This is a genomic window from Bradyrhizobium sp. SUTN9-2, assembly GCF_003122645.1.
In the GTDB taxonomy this organism is placed as follows: domain Bacteria; phylum Pseudomonadota; class Alphaproteobacteria; order Rhizobiales; family Xanthobacteraceae; genus Bradyrhizobium; species Bradyrhizobium yuanmingense.
Map to the genome: position 1 here is coordinate 7,541,895 of NZ_LAXE01000001.1, position 15,719 is coordinate 7,557,613.

The window sequence follows — 15,719 nt, forward strand, 5'->3', positions numbered from 1 at the left end:
GGTATCTCTCCGCGAACTCCAACTGAGAGATGTGCCCGCGGCGACAACCCCTCACCCGGCTTCGCTTCGCGAAGCCACCCTCTCCCACAAGGGGAGAGGGTTTAAAACACCGTGCCGTCGCTGATCACCTTGAGCGGCGGCGATCCATCGGGACGGCGTGCAAATGCGATGGCGCGGCCCGCCGCCCACGTGCCGCCTTCGAGGATGCTCGCAAGCGGCAAGGTCCGAGGGGTGCGGCCGAGCTTGGCGCGAATGCGCTCCGCCAACCTGTCGAGCAATGCAATTGTCAGCGCGCGCCACTCCACGACGAGCAGCGAATCCACTTCATGCGCACGCGCGGCATCGGCGGCATCGCGCAGGCGCAGCACGTCATGATCGACGAACAGACCGCCGTTGCGGTATTCGGCGAGCCCGGTCAGGCCATCGATGTCGGTCACCTCAAAGCCGGCGCGCTGCAGCGGCTCGATCAGCGAATAGCTCAGCCATTGCGACAGCTTGTGCAGCGGCACGAGGCCTGCCGTGCCGTCGTCCGCCTTGATCGCCGGATGTCGCCAGCAATCGCCGAGCGGCACGCCCGCAAGCTCAAGTCGCGACGGCCAGATCGGCCCGAGCCGGTTCAGCACCGCGGACAGGATCGCGGGCGCAGCGACGGCGCCGCCGATCGCATGCGCTGCGATATGATCGAACAGCCCGCCCGGCCGCGGCGTATCGTGCAAGCCGAACACGTCCGCACGCTCCGAGACCTGCCTGCCCAGACGCCGCAGCAGGTCGGTGCGTCCCTCCAGGCCGAGCAGCGGATTGGCCTCGGTCACCTGAAAGGCGGAGGTGAGTGAGCCAAGAGGCAGTCTTTCAAGCACCTCCGCATCGGCCCTGAACGGCGCACGCGCATCGCGCGAAAACAGCCCGCTCGCGAACATGTCGAGGCTCGCGATCGCGAGCCCTTCCGATCGCCCTACGTCTGCTCCCGTCACGCTGTCGCGATAGCGCCAAGCTGCGCCGGCGCCGGCATCGAGCAGCACGCTGACGATGGCGAGGTCGAACTCGGCGCGCGCTTGCGCCGCGCGATCCGGCCAGGACGCAGCATCGGCAAGCCGGGCCCAGCGGTCGATGCCGCCGAGCACGAAGTGCCGCCAGCGCGCATGAAAGGGAATGTCGAGTGTCGGATAGGCTTTACGGGTCACCGCGAGCACGGCATCGGCAACGCCATCGATGCGGTCGAGATCGACCGTGAAATGGGTGAGCCCGCCGGCAAGGCCGAGCTCGAGCATCTGCCCGGCGCGCGCGCGCACCGCCTTTGCGGTGAGCAGCGCGCGTGCCTGCGATTCCAAAGCGTCCGCCATCGCGATCAGTATTTTTCCAGCGAACGCCCGACCACGCCGTTCACGTCCTTTTCCGGTGCGATGTCGGTCGAGTAGTAGCCCGCGGCCTTCTTGGCGGCGATCTCGACATGGGCGTCGGCGGGAATCAGCTCCAGCGGGATCGGCACACGCTCGACGATGTCGATGCCTTGCGAGGTCAACGCGTCGTATTTCATGTCGCTCATCGACAGGAAGCGGTCGATGCGCTTGAGGCCGAGCCAATGGATCGTATCCGGCATCAATTGCTGGAAGCGCGCGTCCTGGACGCCAGCCACACATTCGGTGCGCTCGAAATAAGCGGCGGCCGCATCGCCGTCCTCCTGCCGCTTGCGCGCATTGTAGACCAGGAATTTGGTGACCTCGCCGAGCGCGCGGCCTTCTTTGCGGTTGTAGACGACGAGCCCGAGCCCGCCCTCCTGCGCGCCGCGCGCGGATTCCTCGATGCCGTGGATCAGATAGGGCCGGCAGGTGCAGATGTCGGAGCCGAACACATCGGATCCGTTGCACTCGTCATGCACGCGGCAGGTGATCCTGGTGCGATGGTCCGGCAGTTTCGTCACGTCGCCGAACAGGTAGACTGTGGTGCCGCCGATCGGCGGCAGGAACACCTTCATGTCCGGGCGCGTCACCAGCTCCGGGAACATGCCGGCGGTCTGCTCGAACAGCGTGCGCCGCAGCTCGGTCTCGCCGGTGCCGAAGCGCGCCGCAAGGCCCGGCAGGTACCACACCGGATCGATCGCGATCTTCACCACCGATACGCTGCCACTGGCGTGCACGACCTCGCCATCGGCGCGCAGCCGCTTTGCGGCGAGCGCATCGCGAATCTCCGGCAGGTCGAGCCGCGCCCGCGTCACCGCGATGCTCGGGCGGATGTCCGCGCCCTCGGCGATCTCCTGGCGAAAATTCTCGGCGACCAGATGCCCCCAGGGATCGAGCGCGACGATTTTTGTGGGATCGGTCCATTGCTCGAACGGACCGATGGTGGCGGCCGGAAAGGTATTGGTGAGGTCAGGACGCCTGATCGGGTCCAGCGCCCCGGCGGAGACCGCGAGCGCGCGGTACATCGCGTAGGACCCGCCATGGCTGCCGATCACGTTGCGATCCCCGGCGCGCGACACCGTACCGATGATCGGCCCGCGCGCGCGCGCATCAGCGGCGCCCCAATGGATGGGAAAGGCGGCCTTCCTGCCCGGCTCCGGATGGGAGGTCAGGCGGATGTGGTCGGTACGGTTGGCACGGCTCATGTCCAGGCTCCCAAAAAGCCAACGGCCCGCCGCTCGGACGGGCCTGGCTCACTTGCGACGCCGAACCGGCGGCGCAAGTTCAATCCAACATATTGTAGCGACCGGCGACGACAGACAAGTTAATCGTGGCCGGGCGCAGGGGCCGTTCGGGGCCAAATTCCCGTCATCGAGAGGGCCGTCAGGCCGTCGCATCCGATGCCAGCGCGCCCATCGCGCTTGCCGCTCGGCTTGCGAGGCCAGTTTAAGGAATTGAAATAGTTCCATTTTTCGTGTTTTCAAGGTGTCGCTTCGTTTCGTGCGGTGGGCTTCAAGTTCGGCGCACCGCGCTGCCCTGCCTTGGAGACTGCTATGCCTGCCGCCAGCTACATCGATCCCCGCAACGGAAAGCTCTATCCCTTGGACCAGCCGCGCTGGTGCTCGGACGAGCGCACGCCGCTGCTGGTGACGCCGGGGGCGGGCATCTCACGCGAGGACATCGATGGCCGGACGCGGTCGCTGTGGCGCTACCGGGCGGCGCTGCCGGTCGAGATCGAGAACCCGATTACGCTCGGCGAGGGCTGCACGCCGCTGGTCCAGCAGGACTGGGGCGCGCTGCGCCCGCTGTTCAAGCTCGAATGGTTCAACCCGACAGGCAGCTTCAAGGACCGCGGCTCGGCGGTGATGCTGTCGTTCCTGCGACAGATCGGTGTCGACGCCATTCTGGAGGATTCCTCCGGCAACGGCGGCTCATCCATGGCGGGGCTGGGTGCGGCCGGCGGCATGCGCGTCAAGATTCTGGCGCCGGCCTCGACGTCGCCGGCCAAGATCGCGCAGGTGCGCGCCTACGGCGCGACCGTGCAGCTCGTGGAGGGCCCGCGCGAGGAATCCGAAGCCGAGGCCATCCGCCAGTCGAACCAGACCTTCTACGCCAGCCACAATTGGCAGCCGTTCTTCCTCGAAGGCACCAAGTCGCTGGCCTACGAGATCTGGGAAGATCTGGGATTCCGCGCGCCTGACAATGTCATCATTCCCGTCGGCGCCGGCAGCAGTCTGCTGGGTTGCGCCTTCGGCTTCCGCGAGCTGTTGAAGGCCGGGCAGATCTCGAAACTGCCGCGCCTGTTCGCGGCGCAGCCGCTCAATTGCTCGCCGATCGATGCAAGCTTCAAGGCCGGTGTCGATACGCCCGTCGCGCGCGGGGTGAGCAAGACCGTTGCCGAGGGCACCGCGATCAAGACTCCCCTCCGCCTGCGTGAGATCATCGCCGCCCTGCGCGAGAGCGGCGGCGCCACCATCGCGCTCACCGAGAACGAGATCGTCGCCGCCCTGCGCCGCCTCGCGCGCCAGGGCCTGTTTGCCGAGCCGACCAGCGCCAGCGCGGCTGCGGCGCTCGACAAGCTCGCCGCAACCGGCGCCATCAATGCGAACGAGACAACGGTCGCCGTTCTCACCGGCACCGGCCTCAAGGCCGCAACCACCGTCGCCGACCTCGTGCAGTAGGCTCGCGCTTACCCTCCCGCTCCAGGCTCCTGGAGAGGCTTGGAGAGAGAACGCGAGCGCCCGCCGGCGTCCGCCAGCACCTTCCACTGGAACAGCGGCGAATCCTTTGGCGGCGAGAGCTGCGGGGTCCAGCCGGTGAGCTTTTCGATCACATAGGTGTCCGTCACGACGCCGCGCCAGCGGCGTTCGACCGTGGCGAGTTGCTCGCGCTGCGCCGGAATGTGCTCCCACAGTGATGCGCGGTTGTCCGGCTCGCGCCCGACATAGATGCCGGCATGGCCCTTGATCCTGTCCATGCCGGGATCGCGGAAGTCCTGGAAGCGGCCGCGCTCGTTGATCTCGATCACGGGCACGCGGCCCCGGAACAGCCAGCGCATCATGGCGTAGGTGCGGTAGTCCGTGGTTGCGATCCAGGTCGCGCCTGTTGCATCGAGGGCGGCTTGGGCCTGCGCGACGACCTGCTCGTAGCCGGCCTCGGCGCCGATCGGGTCGATCTTGCCGAGCAGATTCCAGGGCGCGGCAACGTAGTAGAGGAACACGATGATGACGAAGGGAATGCCTAAGACGATCGCTGTCCTGGCCCAGAACAGCGAGGACCTCAGCATTCGGGCGGACCATCCCTCTTTCCTCATCGTGACGAGGTTGACCGCGGTGGCGGCAAAACCGACCGGCCACATGAACATCGGCCAGGTGTCGCCGACGCGAAGCGTCAGCGACTTGAAGAAGAAGTAGACGAACGGCACCAGCACCGCGCTCGACAAAAGGATCGCGACCGGCTCGCGCGTGCGATAGCCGCGCCACGCCGTCAGCACCAGGCCCATCAGCACCACCGGCAGCAAGACGAAACCGACCAGACCGAATTGCAGGCCGATGTAATCGCCGATCGTACGCAGCGAGATGCCGTAATTGGCGGTGGCGCGCACGCCCTGGAAACGGAACGAGGCCCAGTCGTGCTGCGCGTTCCAGATCAGCACCGGCGAGAACACCGCTAGCGCGACCAGCACGGCGAGATAGGGGTAAGGACTGCGCAGCCAGCGCCAGCGCCAATCCGGCACCAGCAGAAAGGCGGCGACCGCCGGCGCGAACATGACCACGGTGAATTTCGACAGCATCGCGAGGCCCGCGAACAGACCGGCCGCCAACCACCAGCGGCCATCGCCGCTTTGCGCCAGCCGCACCAGCGACCACATCATCGCGACCGCGAACGGGATCATGGCGACGTCGGGCGCGACCTTTGCCATCAACAGGCCGTAATAAAGCGCGGCCTCCGGCATCAGCACCGCGAACACGATCGTGCGCGCATCATGGGTGAGGCGGCGGACGATGTCGGCGAGCAATAGCTGCGTCACCAGCATGGCGACGATGCCGCCGAAGCGGACGCCGAGATTGGTATCGCCGAAGATCGCGGTTCCGAAGCGGATCAGCCAGGCGATGCCGGGCGGATGATCGAGGAAGCTGAGCGCAGCCTCCTTCGACCAGGTCCAGTAATAGGCTTCGTCGGTGCGCAGCTCGATGGCCGAGGCATAGACGATGCGGAGCAGCGTCATCGCGGCGATGATCGCTGCGGCCATGAGGATCAGACGCCGTTCGGCGCCGTCAGGCTTTGCAGAGATGTCGGGAGCGATCGTCACGGCGGCGCTTTTCCCCGACTTGGAAGGGGGAGTCAATGTGGGGCCGTCGTCCCTGTGATCCTGCTGGCTGTCCATATCGGAAATTAAAGGTTACGCTGGCTGGTCTCCTCCAGGACCTGACACAACCGAATCATGGCCACCGCTCCCACACAGATGTCAGTCGTCCGCGCCGCCGGGGTGCGGCAGGTGCGACTCGTTTGCGGCATCATCCTGTTCGCCTTTGTGGTCAGTCATTTCCTCAACCACGCGCTCGGCAACATCTCGGTCGATGCCATGGAGACCGGGGTCTACTACCACACGCTGTTCTGGCAGTTCCTCCCGGTCGCGATCGTGTTCTACACGGCCGCCCTCACCCATATGGGCCTCGGCGTCTACGCGCTGTATCAGCGCCGCCAGTTCCGCTGGCGAACGATCGAGCCGCTCCAGCTCGTGCTCGGCTTGAGCATCCCCGTCCTCGTCATGGGCCATGTCATCGGCGTGCGGCTCGCGCAGACGCTGTACGGACACGAGAAGCTGTATCCGCAGGAGCTCTATTTGTTCTTCGTCGCGGCGCCGGGCCTGCTCTGGCAGATGACGATCCTGCTTCTCATCGCCTGGGTGCACGGCTGCATCGGCGTCTATTTCTGGCTTCGGCTGAAGCCGTTCTTCACACGCGCGGCGCCCTATCTGCTCGCGGCCGCCGTGCTGATCCCGACGCTATCGCTGCTCGGCATCTACCAGGGCGGCCGCAGCGTCGCCGCCGACAGTGACGACGGCGAATGGCGTAAGCAGCATCTCACCCGCAGCAAGGTCGGCACGGTTGCGGAAGGCAACACGCTCGAGCGCATCGCGGGCGGTCTCACCATGGGCTATTTCGGTCTGTTGGGACTGGTGCTGGCGGCGCGCGGCGTGCGCGCTTTGCGCGAACGGCGCGGCGGCATGATCGCGCTGTCCTACGGCAACGGCAAGACGGTGCGGGTCCCCAAGGGCCTGTCGGTGCTGGAGGCGAGCCTGCGCCACAACGTGCCGCACGCCAGCGTCTGCGGCGGCCGCGCCCGCTGCTCGACCTGCCGCATCCGTATCATCGGCGATCATGATGCCCTGCCCACTCCGTCGCAGCGCGAGGCTTTCGTGCTCACCCGCGTCGGCACCGCCGATCCCTCGATCAGATTGGCCTGTCAGCTGCGTCCGACCTCCGATCTCTCGTTCTTCCAGCTCTTCGCAGCTCACACGCATGCAACGGACGGAGCCTCGACATCGGCCAGTATCGGCCAGGAGCGCTATCTCGTCAGCCTGTTCGTGGACATGCGCGGCTCGACGCAGCTGGCCGAGAAGCGCCTGCCGTTCGACACGGTCTTCATCGTCAACCGCTTCCTCGGCGCGGTGTCGCAAGCGGTGATCGAGAACGGCGGCCAGCCGAACCAGTTCGTCGGCGACGGCATGCTGGCGCTGTTCGGACTCGCGGCCGACCCGCAAACCGCCTGCCGGCAGGCGATGAAGGCCGCCGCGGGAATCGCTGCGCATATCGACGAGCTCAACGATCTCCTGAGCCACGATCTGCGCCAGCCGATCCGCTTCGGCATCGGCATCCACGGCGGCGAGGTCATCATCGGCGACATCGGCTATCGCGATCACATCGTCTTCACCGCGCTCGGCGATGCCGTCAACGTCGCCGCCCGCCTCCAGGACATGACCAAGACGCTGGCCTGCGAGGCGATCGTCTCGGACGAAGTGCGCCGTACCGCTGATATTGCCGACGACGCACTGCCGCAGCAGGAGGTCGCCATCCGCGGCCGCGACCAGCCGCTCGCAGTGCGCGTGGTGGCGAATGCGAGGGAGCTGGCGGCGCTGGTCGATCGCAGCAAGCGCGTGGCGGCGTGATTCTTTACCTCTCCCCGTAAGAACGGGGCGAGGGAGCGCACCGTCGTCGCGGCCTACTGCTCGTCAATCTCGTTACGAGCACAACACCGGCCTGCTGCAACGCAGCGGCATGGGCTTGCTGCGAAAGCGCGAATTGACTTCACGCAAATGGTTGCGACAGATGAGCGCAGGATCGTGCTGATGACCGCCGATCCAACGAGAAGCTCCGGGAGGAGAAAGAATGTTCGATCGACGCGACCTGCTCAAGGGAGCAGGCCTTGCCGCCATGGCGGCCACACTGAATTCCACCAAGGCGCTGGCCCTCGACACGGTGACCCTGCCCTTCGCCAATGGCGAACGGCCGCTGGTGAAATATCCGCAGAAGCGGCCGATGATCGGCCTGACCAGCCGGCCGCCGCAGCTCGAGACCCCGTTTGCGGTGTTCAACGAGGGCCCAATCACGCCGAACAACGCGTTCTTCGTGCGCTACCACCTCTCCGACCTGCCCTACGATCTCAACCCCGACAAGTTCACGCTGGAGGTCAAGGGCAAGGTCGACAAGCCGCTGAAATTGTCGCTGAAGGACATCCGCAAGATGAAGGCGACGGAGATCGTCGCCGTCAACCAGTGCTCCGGCAACAGCCGCGGCTTCTTCGAGCCGCGCGTCGCCGGCGGTCAGCTCGCCAACGGCGCGATGGGTTGCGCGCGCTGGCGCGGCGTGCCGCTGAAGAACGTGCTGGAGATGGCCGGCGTGCACAGCGGCGCCAGGCAGGTCACCTTCAACGGCAGGGACGGACCGGTCAACGACAAGACGCCGGATTTCATCAAGGCACTCGACATCGATCACGCCACTGACGGCGAGGTGATGCTGGCCTATGGCATGAACGGCGAGGACCTGCCGTTCCTCAACGGCTTTCCGCTGCGCCTGATCGTGCCCGGCTATTTCGGCACCTACTGGGTCAAGCACCTCAACGAGATCACCGTCATCGACAACGTCTATGACGGCTTCTGGATGAAGTCGGCCTACCGCATCCCCGACACGCCGAACAATGCGGTCGAGCCGGGCACCGCGCCAAAGGCGACGATCCCGATCAACCGCTTCACCATCCGCTCCTTCATCACCAGCGTCCCCGATGGCGCCAAGCTGAAGGCGGGAGCCGTGACCCTGCGCGGCATCGCGTTCGATGGCGGCAAGGGCATCAAGCAGGTCGAGGTCTCCACCGACGGCGGCAAGACCTGGGTCGGCGCCAAGCTCGGCAAGGACCTCGGCAGGTACGCCTTCCGCGAATGGAAGCTGCCGGTGAAGCTCGCGGCCGGCAGCCACGAGCTCAAGGTCCGCGCCACCGGCAATGGCGGCGAGACCCAGCCGGACATGCCGCGCTGGAACCCGGCGGGTTACTTGCGCAACGTCGTCGAAACCGTTCGCGTCAGCGTGGCCTGAAGGAGACTGATCATGCAGCGCATCGTTCTCCTCGCCATCACGCTCGCCGTCGCCGCATTGATGGGCTCGTCACTTGCAGCGCCCGTCAATTACAAGACCCCGGACGAAGTCGCCGCCTTCAAGCCCGGTCCCAATCTCGAGGTCGTGCAGGGCAATTGCAGCGCCTGCCATTCGTCCGACTACGTCGCCACGCAGCCGCCGATGAAGGACAAGAGGGCGTTCTGGCAGGCCGAGGTGACCAAGATGATCAAGGTCTATGGCGCACCGATCGACGATGCCGATGTCGGCAAGATCGTCGATTATCTGACCGCGACCTACTGAGGGATGGCATCACGCGCTCCTGCCATTTGACCGCGAAACGGGCAAAACCGGCAAAAACGCCGCGAAGTTGAGCGGAATTCGGCGAAATGGCGATGTGGTTTGAGCTACCAAGCCTGCCACATTCCGCGTATCCTGTTAGGACCGAACCGGCCGGTTGGCGGGGACTGGCGGTTCGAGATCTCGGAGGAAGACCCGCGGAGAAGTCGTGATGGCTAAAGGTACGGTCAAGTGGTTCAACCCGACGAAGGGTTATGGATTTATCCAGCCTGCGTCGGGTGGCAAGGATGTGTTCGTGCATATCTCGGCAGTGCAGAAGGCCGGTCTGTCGACCCTCAACGAGGGACAGACGGTGGAATACGAAGAGATCGCAAACCGGGGCAAGACCTCCGCGGAAAACCTCAAAGTATAAGCCCGCGCCAGCCTTTGCTGCCTCCCGGATTTGTCCGGGAGCGGGCCAAGAAAATTTAAGAAGACGGCCGGTGCATTCGACGACAGGCGTTGCGATTGCACAAGGATAGCTATTTTTTCCTTGTGAAGACCGCTCATCGAACCACAGCAATGACAATCGCGACTGCACTTCGCTAACCCACCGGCAGCGGTGCGTCGCGCTTGATCTCCTCCATCACCGCATAAGTTCGCGTCTCGCGCACGCCCGGCATCGACAGCAGGGTCTCGCCGAGAAAGCGTCGATAGGCGGTCATGTCTGCAAGCCGCGCCTTCACAAGATAGTCGAAGCCGCCGGCAACCATGTGACACTCCAGCACTTCAGGGGCGAGCCTCACGGCTCGGGCGAACCGCTCGAAATTGTCGGGCGTGGTCTTGTCGAGCAGCACCTCGACGAACACCAGGAGCCCAAGGCCGAGCCGGTGCGGGTTGAGCCGCGCGCCATAGCCTTCGACAAAGCCCTCGCGCTGCAGGCGCTTCAACCGCTCGCCGATCGAGGTCGGCGACAGCCCGATGCGCTCGGCGAGCTCGACATTGGCGATGCGCCCATCCTCCTGCAGGATCGAGAGGATTTTCCGGTCTGTTCGATCGAGTTCCATATCTTATCTGGCCAAATGGGCAATCCTCTTCATTTGCTAAGGCAAACTGGCTAAATTGTCTATCGAACTACGGTTACGCGGGCCTTATCCTGGATTTCAGCCACAGGACACGCCATGCCGAACATCCCGCCCCCCTTCTCCGCGCCTTACGCTCCCGATGATTCCGAGATCGCCGCAAAACTTCTGCCGGCCTCGCATCTCGCCCCGTCCCAGGAGGGCCGGATCGACCGCACCGCGACGCGGCTGATCGAGGCGATCCGCAAGCGCGACGACCGGCTCGGCGGGGTCGAGGACATGCTGCGGGAGTTCGCGCTCTCGACCAAGGAGGGGCTGGCGCTGATGGTGCTGGCTGAGGCGCTGCTGCGCGTGCCCGATGCGCGCACGGCCGACCAGTTCATCGAGGACAAGCTCGGCGAGGGCGATTTCATCCATCACGAGACCAAGTCCACCGCGTTCCTGGTCAACGCTTCGGCCTGGGCGCTCGGCCTGTCGGCGCGGGTGATCCAGCCGGGCGAGACGCCCGACGGCACTATCGGCCGGCTGGTGAAGCGGCTCGGCGCACCGGCGGTGCGCACCGCGACGCGCCAGGCGATGCGGTTGATGGGCAACCATTTCGTGTTAGGGGAGACCATCGAGCAGGCGCTGGAGCGGGCTCGGCCGCGCTCGGGCCAGAAGCCGCGCTATTCCTTCGACATGCTCGGCGAAGGCGCGCGCACGGCCGCCGATGCCAAGCGCTATTTCGACGCCTATGCCAGCGCGATTGACACGATCGGCAAGGCTTCGGGCAACCATCCCCTGCCCGACCGGCCCGGCATCTCGGTCAAGCTCTCGGCCCTGCATCCGCGCTTCGAGGCGATCAGCCGCGGCCGCGTGATGGCCGAGCTGGTGCCGCTATTGCTGGACCTTGCGCAGCGCGCCAAGACGCATGACCTCAACTTCACCGTCGATGCCGAGGAAGCCGACCGGCTGGAGCTGTCGCTCGACGTGATCGCGGCGACGCTCGCCGATCCCTCGCTTTCCGGCTGGGACGGATTTGGCCTCGCGATCCAGGCCTATCAGAAGCGTGCTAGCGCGGTGATCGACTATGTCGATGAACTCGCCCGCGCGCATGACCGCAAGCTGATGGTGCGCCTGGTCAAGGGCGCCTATTGGGACACCGAGATCAAGCGCGCCCAGGAGCGCGGGCTCGACGGCTATCCCGTGTTCACGCGCAAGGCGATGACCGATCTGAACTTCGTCGCCTGCGCGACGAAGCTTCTCGCCTTGCGGCCGCGCATCTTCCCGCAATTCGCCACCCACAACGCGCTGACGGTCGCGACCGTGCTGGAGCTCGCAGCAGATGGCGGCGGCTTCGAGTTCCAGCGCCTGCATGGCATGGGCGAAGCGCTCTACGAGCAACTCGCAAAGGATCATCCTGACATCGCCTATCGCACCTATGCGCCGGTCGGCAGCCATCGCGACCTGCTCGCCTATCTGGTGCGGCGCCTGTTGGAGAACGGCGCCAACTCGTCCTTCGTGGCGCAGGCGGCCGATTATCGCGTGCCGGTTTCGGCGCTGCTGCAGCGCCCGGCGAATGCCATCGGCCAGGCATTGCAGGCACCTCATGCCAAGATTCCGTTGCCGGCAGATCTGTTCGCGCCGGAGCGGCGCAATTCGCGCGGCGTCGAATTCGGTGAGCGTGCCGCCCTCGACCAGCTGCTGACGGACGTGAAGGCCGCGGCGGCCGACCTCAAGCCTGTCGCTGACGCAACACGGGATCAGGCCAACGCGGCGGTGACGACTGCGCGCGCCGGCTTTACTGCCTGGAGCCGGACACCTGCAGGCACACGCGCGGCGGCGCTGGAGCAGGCCGCGCATCTCCTGGAAACCCGCGGCGCCCGTTTCATCGCGCTGCTGCAAGCCGAGGGCGGCAAGACGCTCGACGACGCTCTGTCCGAGCTGCGCGAAGCCGCCGACTTCTGCCGCTACTATGCCGCGCAGGGCCGCAAGCTGTTCGGAAACGATGCCGCCATGCCCGGCCCGACCGGCGAGAGCAATGTGCTTAGCCTGCGCGGCCGCGGCGTGTTCGTCGCGATCTCGCCGTGGAATTTTCCGCTCGCAATCTTCCTTGGCCAGGTGACCGCGGCGCTGATGGCCGGCAACAGCGTGGTGGCGAAACCCGCCGAGCAGACGCCGCGCATCGCGCGCGAGGCCGTTGCCCTGCTGCACGAGGCCGGCATCCCCAGAAGCGCGCTGCATCTCGTCACCGGCGACGGCCGCATCGGCGGCGTCCTCACCGCGCATCCTGATGTCGCCGGAGTAGTCTTCACCGGCTCGACCGAGGTCGCGCGCCAGATCAACCGGACGCTGGCGGCCAAGGACGGGCCGATCGTGCCGCTGATCGCGGAGACCGGCGGCATCAATGCCATGATCGCGGATGCGACCGCACTGCCCGAGCAGGTCGCCGACGACGTCGTGACCTCTGCGTTCCGCTCCGCAGGCCAGCGCTGCTCGGCCTTGCGGCTCCTGTTCGCGCAGGAGGATGTCGCCGACCGCATGGTCGAGATGATCGCGGGCGCCGCGCGCGAACTGAAGATCGGCGATCCCGCGGATGTCGCGACCCATGTCGGTCCGGTGATCGATGAGGAGGCCAAGCAGCGCCTCGATGCGCATATCGCGCGGATGAAGCGCGAGGCGCGGCTGCATTTTGCGGGCACCGCGCCGGATGGCTGCTTCGTCGCGCCGCATATCTTCGAGATCAAGGAGGCCGGTCAGCTCACCGAAGAGGTGTTCGGCCCGATCCTGCATGTCGTGCGCTATCGCGCGGAGAACCTCGAACGTGTATTGCAATCGATTGCGCGCACCGGCTACGGGCTCACCCTCGGCATCCATTCGCGCATCGACGACACCATCGAGGCCATCGTCGACCGCGTCCAGGTCGGCAACATCTACGTCAACCGCAACATGATCGGCGCCGTGGTCGGCGTGCAGCCGTTCGGGGGCAGCGGCCTGTCCGGAACCGGCCCCAAGGCCGGCGGCCCGCATTACCTCGCGCGCTTTGCCACCGAGCAGACGGTGACGATCAACACGGCTGCGGCCGGCGGCAATGCCGCATTGCTTGCGGGGGAGGAGTGAGGCCCTGCGCCACGCGCCGTTGCATCCCGGCAAAACATCGGTCTAATGCTCTCATCACGCGCCCGCGCCAATTCCAGCGCGCGGGAAACGATTGAAGCGAGGGAGCGACGCCGCGATGGAGAAGGGCATTTTTGCAGGCCTGAAGGTTCTGGACTGCGCGAGCTTCATCGCAGCGCCCGCGGCCGCGACCGTGCTGTCGGATTTCGGCGCAGACGTTATCAAGATCGAGCCGCCCGGCACTGGCGACCCCTATCGCAACCTGCCGAACCTGCCGGGCTATCCCTCAGGCGAGCACAATTTCGCCTGGCTGCTGGAGGCGCGCAACAAGAAGAGCATCGCGCTCGACTTGTCGAAGCCGGAGGCGCAAGCCGTGCTCTACAAGCTCGTGGCGGAGGCCGACGTCTTCATCACCAACATGCCGCCGCCGGTGCGCGCCAAGCTCGGCATCACCTATGATCATCTCGCCCATCTCAACGACCGGCTGATCTACGCCTCCTTCACCGGCTATGGCGAGAAGGGCGAGGAAGCCAACAAACCCGGCTTCGACAGCAACGCCTATTGGGCGCGGTCCGGCCTGATGGATCTCGTCCGCGCCGACACCGACACCACGCCGGCGCGCTCGGTCGCGGGCATGGGCGACCATCCCTGCGCCATGGCGTTCTACGGCGCGATCGTCACCGCACTGTATCAGCGCGAGAAGACCGGCAAGGGCTCGCACGTCGCTTCCAACCTGATGGCGAACGGGGTGTGGGCCGCGAGCGTGCTGGCGCAGGCCAAGCTCTGCGGCGCCAAGTTCGGCGAGCGGCGCCCGCGCGAGCGCGCGCTTAACGCGGTGGCCAATCATTACCAGTGCAAGGACGGCCGCTGGCTGATCCTGTCGCTGCTGAATGAGGAGAAGCAGTTTCCGACGCTGGCCAAATGCCTGGGCCGTGAGGATCTGATCAACGACCCTCGCTTCGTCACCAAGGCCGACCGTCACGCCCGCTCGGTCGAGCTGATCAGGATTTTGGACGAGACCTTCGCCACCAGGGATCTCGCCGAATGGCGGAGAATCCTCGACGGTAACGGCCTCGTGTTCGGCGTCGTCGCCATCCTGGACGACATCCCCAACGACAAGCAGATGCTCGACAACGAGGTGCTGGTGCCGTTCGAGAACGACACCATGCTGACCATCAACAGCCCGATCTGGATCGACGGCGCCAAGAAGGTGCAGCCGCGCAAGCCGCCAGCCGTCGGCGAGCACAGTGACGAGATTTTGCGCGGGGCGGGATTTGACGAGGCGGCGATCAAGGCGCTGCGGGGGTCGGGAGCGGTCGGTTAGGAGCGCGCCGCTCTAACCTCGTCATTGCGAGCCAACGGGTCCGCGCGGAGCGCGGCCCGATGACAGGCTCCGCGAAGCAATCCAGAGTGTCTCCGCGGACGCATTGCTGGATTGCTTCGCTGCGCTCGCAATGACGGCGTGGGGCGATCTCGCTTATAATCGCAGCAACAACACGCCTCGCGAGGTCCTATGCCTAGCTACCGCCTGCACTACTTCCCCGAATCCGGCAACAGCTACAAGCTGGCGCTGATGCTGACGCTCTGCGGCGAGACGTTTGAGCCGGTCTGGACCGATTTTGCCGGCGGCGTCACGCGCACGGCGGAATGGCGCAAGGCCGTCAACGAGATGGGCGAGATTCCCGTGCTCGAGATCGACGGCGTGAAGATGACGCAGACTGCGCCGCTGCTGCTGAAACTGGCCGAGCAATACGGCCGTTTCGGCGCCGAGACGGAGGACGAGAAGTTCGAGCTGCTGCGCTGGCTGTTCTGGGACAACCACAAGCTCACCGGCTACATGGCGACCTACCGCTTCATGCGCGCCTTCACCGAGAAGAACGATCCGCAGGTGCTGAAGCATTTTCGCCGGCGGCTCGAAGACTTTCTCGGTATCCTCGACGGCCATCTCCAGCACAATGCATTCGCGATCGGCGCAAGGCCGACGGTCGCGGACATCTCGATGATTGCCTATCTGCATTATCCCAGCGACGAGCATGGCTTCGATTTCGCATCGAGCCATCCCGCCATCCATGCCTGGCTCGGCCGCATGGCCGCGCTGCCGGGCTGGAAGCAGGCCTACGAGCTGCTGCCGGGAAAACGGATGACGAACTACGCGACGTGAGGACTCTCTCTTCTCCCTCTCCCCGTTCTTACGGGGAGAGGGTTGGGTGAGGGGCTTCTTTCCACATGTGAGTTCGTCGAGGGACCTGTACCCC

General features: G+C 65.6%; 12 protein-coding genes. 8 read left to right on the forward strand and 4 right to left on the reverse strand.

The annotated features are described in order from the left end of the window. Positions 1-101 precede the first annotated feature (101 nt). Positions 102-1,340 carry a URC4/urg3 family protein gene (locus XF30_RS34920; protein WP_109145227.1) on the reverse strand — a complete coding sequence of 413 codons (1,239 nt, stop codon included), beginning with the start codon at positions 1,338-1,340 and terminating at the stop codon, positions 102-104. 5 nt (positions 1,341-1,345) lie between these two features. Continuing rightward, a complete protein-coding gene (locus XF30_RS34925; RefSeq protein WP_036028644.1) occupies positions 1,346-2,602 on the reverse strand; it encodes a GTP cyclohydrolase II in 1,257 nt (418 codons plus the stop codon). A 348-nt stretch (positions 2,603-2,950) separates the two neighbouring features. Between XF30_RS34925 and XF30_RS34930 the strand changes: the two genes are divergently transcribed. Further along, positions 2,951-4,078 (forward strand): threonine synthase, encoded by a 1,128-nt coding sequence (locus XF30_RS34930; RefSeq protein ID WP_109145967.1) that lies wholly within the window; start codon positions 2,951-2,953, stop codon positions 4,076-4,078. An 8-nt stretch (positions 4,079-4,086) separates the two neighbouring features. On the opposite strand, the gene XF30_RS34935 is transcribed toward XF30_RS34930, so the two are convergent. Beyond that, entirely contained in the window at positions 4,087-5,649 is a 1,563-nt protein-coding gene (locus tag XF30_RS34935; protein WP_109145968.1) for a glycosyltransferase family 39 protein, read from the reverse strand. A 192-nt stretch (positions 5,650-5,841) separates the two neighbouring features. Here XF30_RS34935 and XF30_RS34940 point away from each other — a divergent pair, with 192 nt between their 5' ends. The 4 genes from XF30_RS34940 (at position 5,842) to XF30_RS34955 (ending at position 9,719) form a co-directional block, all read left to right on the forward strand. Further along, a complete protein-coding gene (locus tag XF30_RS34940; RefSeq protein ID WP_109145228.1) occupies positions 5,842-7,569 on the forward strand; it encodes an adenylate/guanylate cyclase domain-containing protein in 1,728 nt (575 codons plus the stop codon). A 220-nt stretch (positions 7,570-7,789) separates the two neighbouring features. Then, the gene (gene sorA, locus XF30_RS34945) at positions 7,790-8,989 is read left to right on the forward strand and encodes a SorA family sulfite dehydrogenase catalytic subunit (protein WP_109145229.1); all 1,200 of its coding nucleotides are present in this window, start codon (positions 7,790-7,792) and stop codon (positions 8,987-8,989) included. Positions 8,990-9,001: 12 nt separating this feature from the next. After that, positions 9,002-9,310 (forward strand): SorB family sulfite dehydrogenase c-type cytochrome subunit, encoded by a 309-nt coding sequence (sorB, locus tag XF30_RS34950; protein ID WP_036009702.1) that lies wholly within the window; start codon positions 9,002-9,004, stop codon positions 9,308-9,310. 208 nt (positions 9,311-9,518) lie between these two features. Then, complete coding sequence (locus XF30_RS34955; RefSeq protein WP_008563500.1) at positions 9,519-9,719, forward strand: cold-shock protein; 201 nt, start codon at positions 9,519-9,521, stop codon at positions 9,717-9,719. A 172-nt stretch (positions 9,720-9,891) separates the two neighbouring features. On the opposite strand, the gene XF30_RS34960 is transcribed toward XF30_RS34955, so the two are convergent. Next, positions 9,892-10,353, reverse strand: a complete 462-nt coding sequence (locus XF30_RS34960) for an Lrp/AsnC ligand binding domain-containing protein (protein ID WP_036009699.1) — start codon at positions 10,351-10,353, stop codon at positions 9,892-9,894. A 114-nt stretch (positions 10,354-10,467) separates the two neighbouring features. Here XF30_RS34960 and putA point away from each other — a divergent pair, with 114 nt between their 5' ends. The 3 genes from putA (at position 10,468) to XF30_RS34975 (ending at position 15,625) form a co-directional block, all read left to right on the forward strand. Next, the gene (gene putA, locus XF30_RS34965; protein ID WP_109145230.1) at positions 10,468-13,467 is read left to right on the forward strand and encodes a bifunctional proline dehydrogenase/L-glutamate gamma-semialdehyde dehydrogenase PutA; all 3,000 of its coding nucleotides are present in this window, start codon (positions 10,468-10,470) and stop codon (positions 13,465-13,467) included. A 115-nt stretch (positions 13,468-13,582) separates the two neighbouring features. Beyond that, positions 13,583-14,788, forward strand: a complete 1,206-nt coding sequence (locus tag XF30_RS34970) for a CaiB/BaiF CoA transferase family protein (RefSeq protein ID WP_109145231.1) — start codon at positions 13,583-13,585, stop codon at positions 14,786-14,788. 189 nt (positions 14,789-14,977) lie between these two features. After that, positions 14,978-15,625, forward strand: a complete 648-nt coding sequence (locus XF30_RS34975) for a glutathione S-transferase family protein (RefSeq protein ID WP_109145232.1) — start codon at positions 14,978-14,980, stop codon at positions 15,623-15,625. Positions 15,626-15,719: the final 94 nt, after the last annotated feature.

Coding starts and splice junctions, on each gene's coding strand:
- XF30_RS34920 (WP_109145227.1), bottom strand. CDS start 1,340: ATGGCGGACGCTTTGGAATCGCAGGCACGCGCGCTGCTCACCGCAAAG.
- putA (WP_109145230.1), top strand. CDS start 10,468: ATGCCGAACATCCCGCCCCCCTTCTCCGCGCCTTACGCTCCCGATGAT.
- sorA (WP_109145229.1), top strand. CDS start 7,790: ATGTTCGATCGACGCGACCTGCTCAAGGGAGCAGGCCTTGCCGCCATG.
- XF30_RS34935 (WP_109145968.1), bottom strand. CDS start 5,649: ATGGCCGCAGCGATCATCGCCGCGATGACGCTGCTCCGCATCGTCTAT.
- XF30_RS34925 (WP_036028644.1), bottom strand. CDS start 2,602: ATGAGCCGTGCCAACCGTACCGACCACATCCGCCTGACCTCCCATCCG.
- XF30_RS34960 (WP_036009699.1), bottom strand. CDS start 10,353: ATGGAACTCGATCGAACAGACCGGAAAATCCTCTCGATCCTGCAGGAG.
- XF30_RS34955 (WP_008563500.1), top strand. CDS start 9,519: ATGGCTAAAGGTACGGTCAAGTGGTTCAACCCGACGAAGGGTTATGGA.
- sorB (WP_036009702.1), top strand. CDS start 9,002: ATGCAGCGCATCGTTCTCCTCGCCATCACGCTCGCCGTCGCCGCATTG.
- XF30_RS34930 (WP_109145967.1), top strand. CDS start 2,951: ATGCCTGCCGCCAGCTACATCGATCCCCGCAACGGAAAGCTCTATCCC.
- XF30_RS34975 (WP_109145232.1), top strand. CDS start 14,978: ATGCCTAGCTACCGCCTGCACTACTTCCCCGAATCCGGCAACAGCTAC.
- XF30_RS34940 (WP_109145228.1), top strand. CDS start 5,842: ATGGCCACCGCTCCCACACAGATGTCAGTCGTCCGCGCCGCCGGGGTG.
- XF30_RS34970 (WP_109145231.1), top strand. CDS start 13,583: ATGGAGAAGGGCATTTTTGCAGGCCTGAAGGTTCTGGACTGCGCGAGC.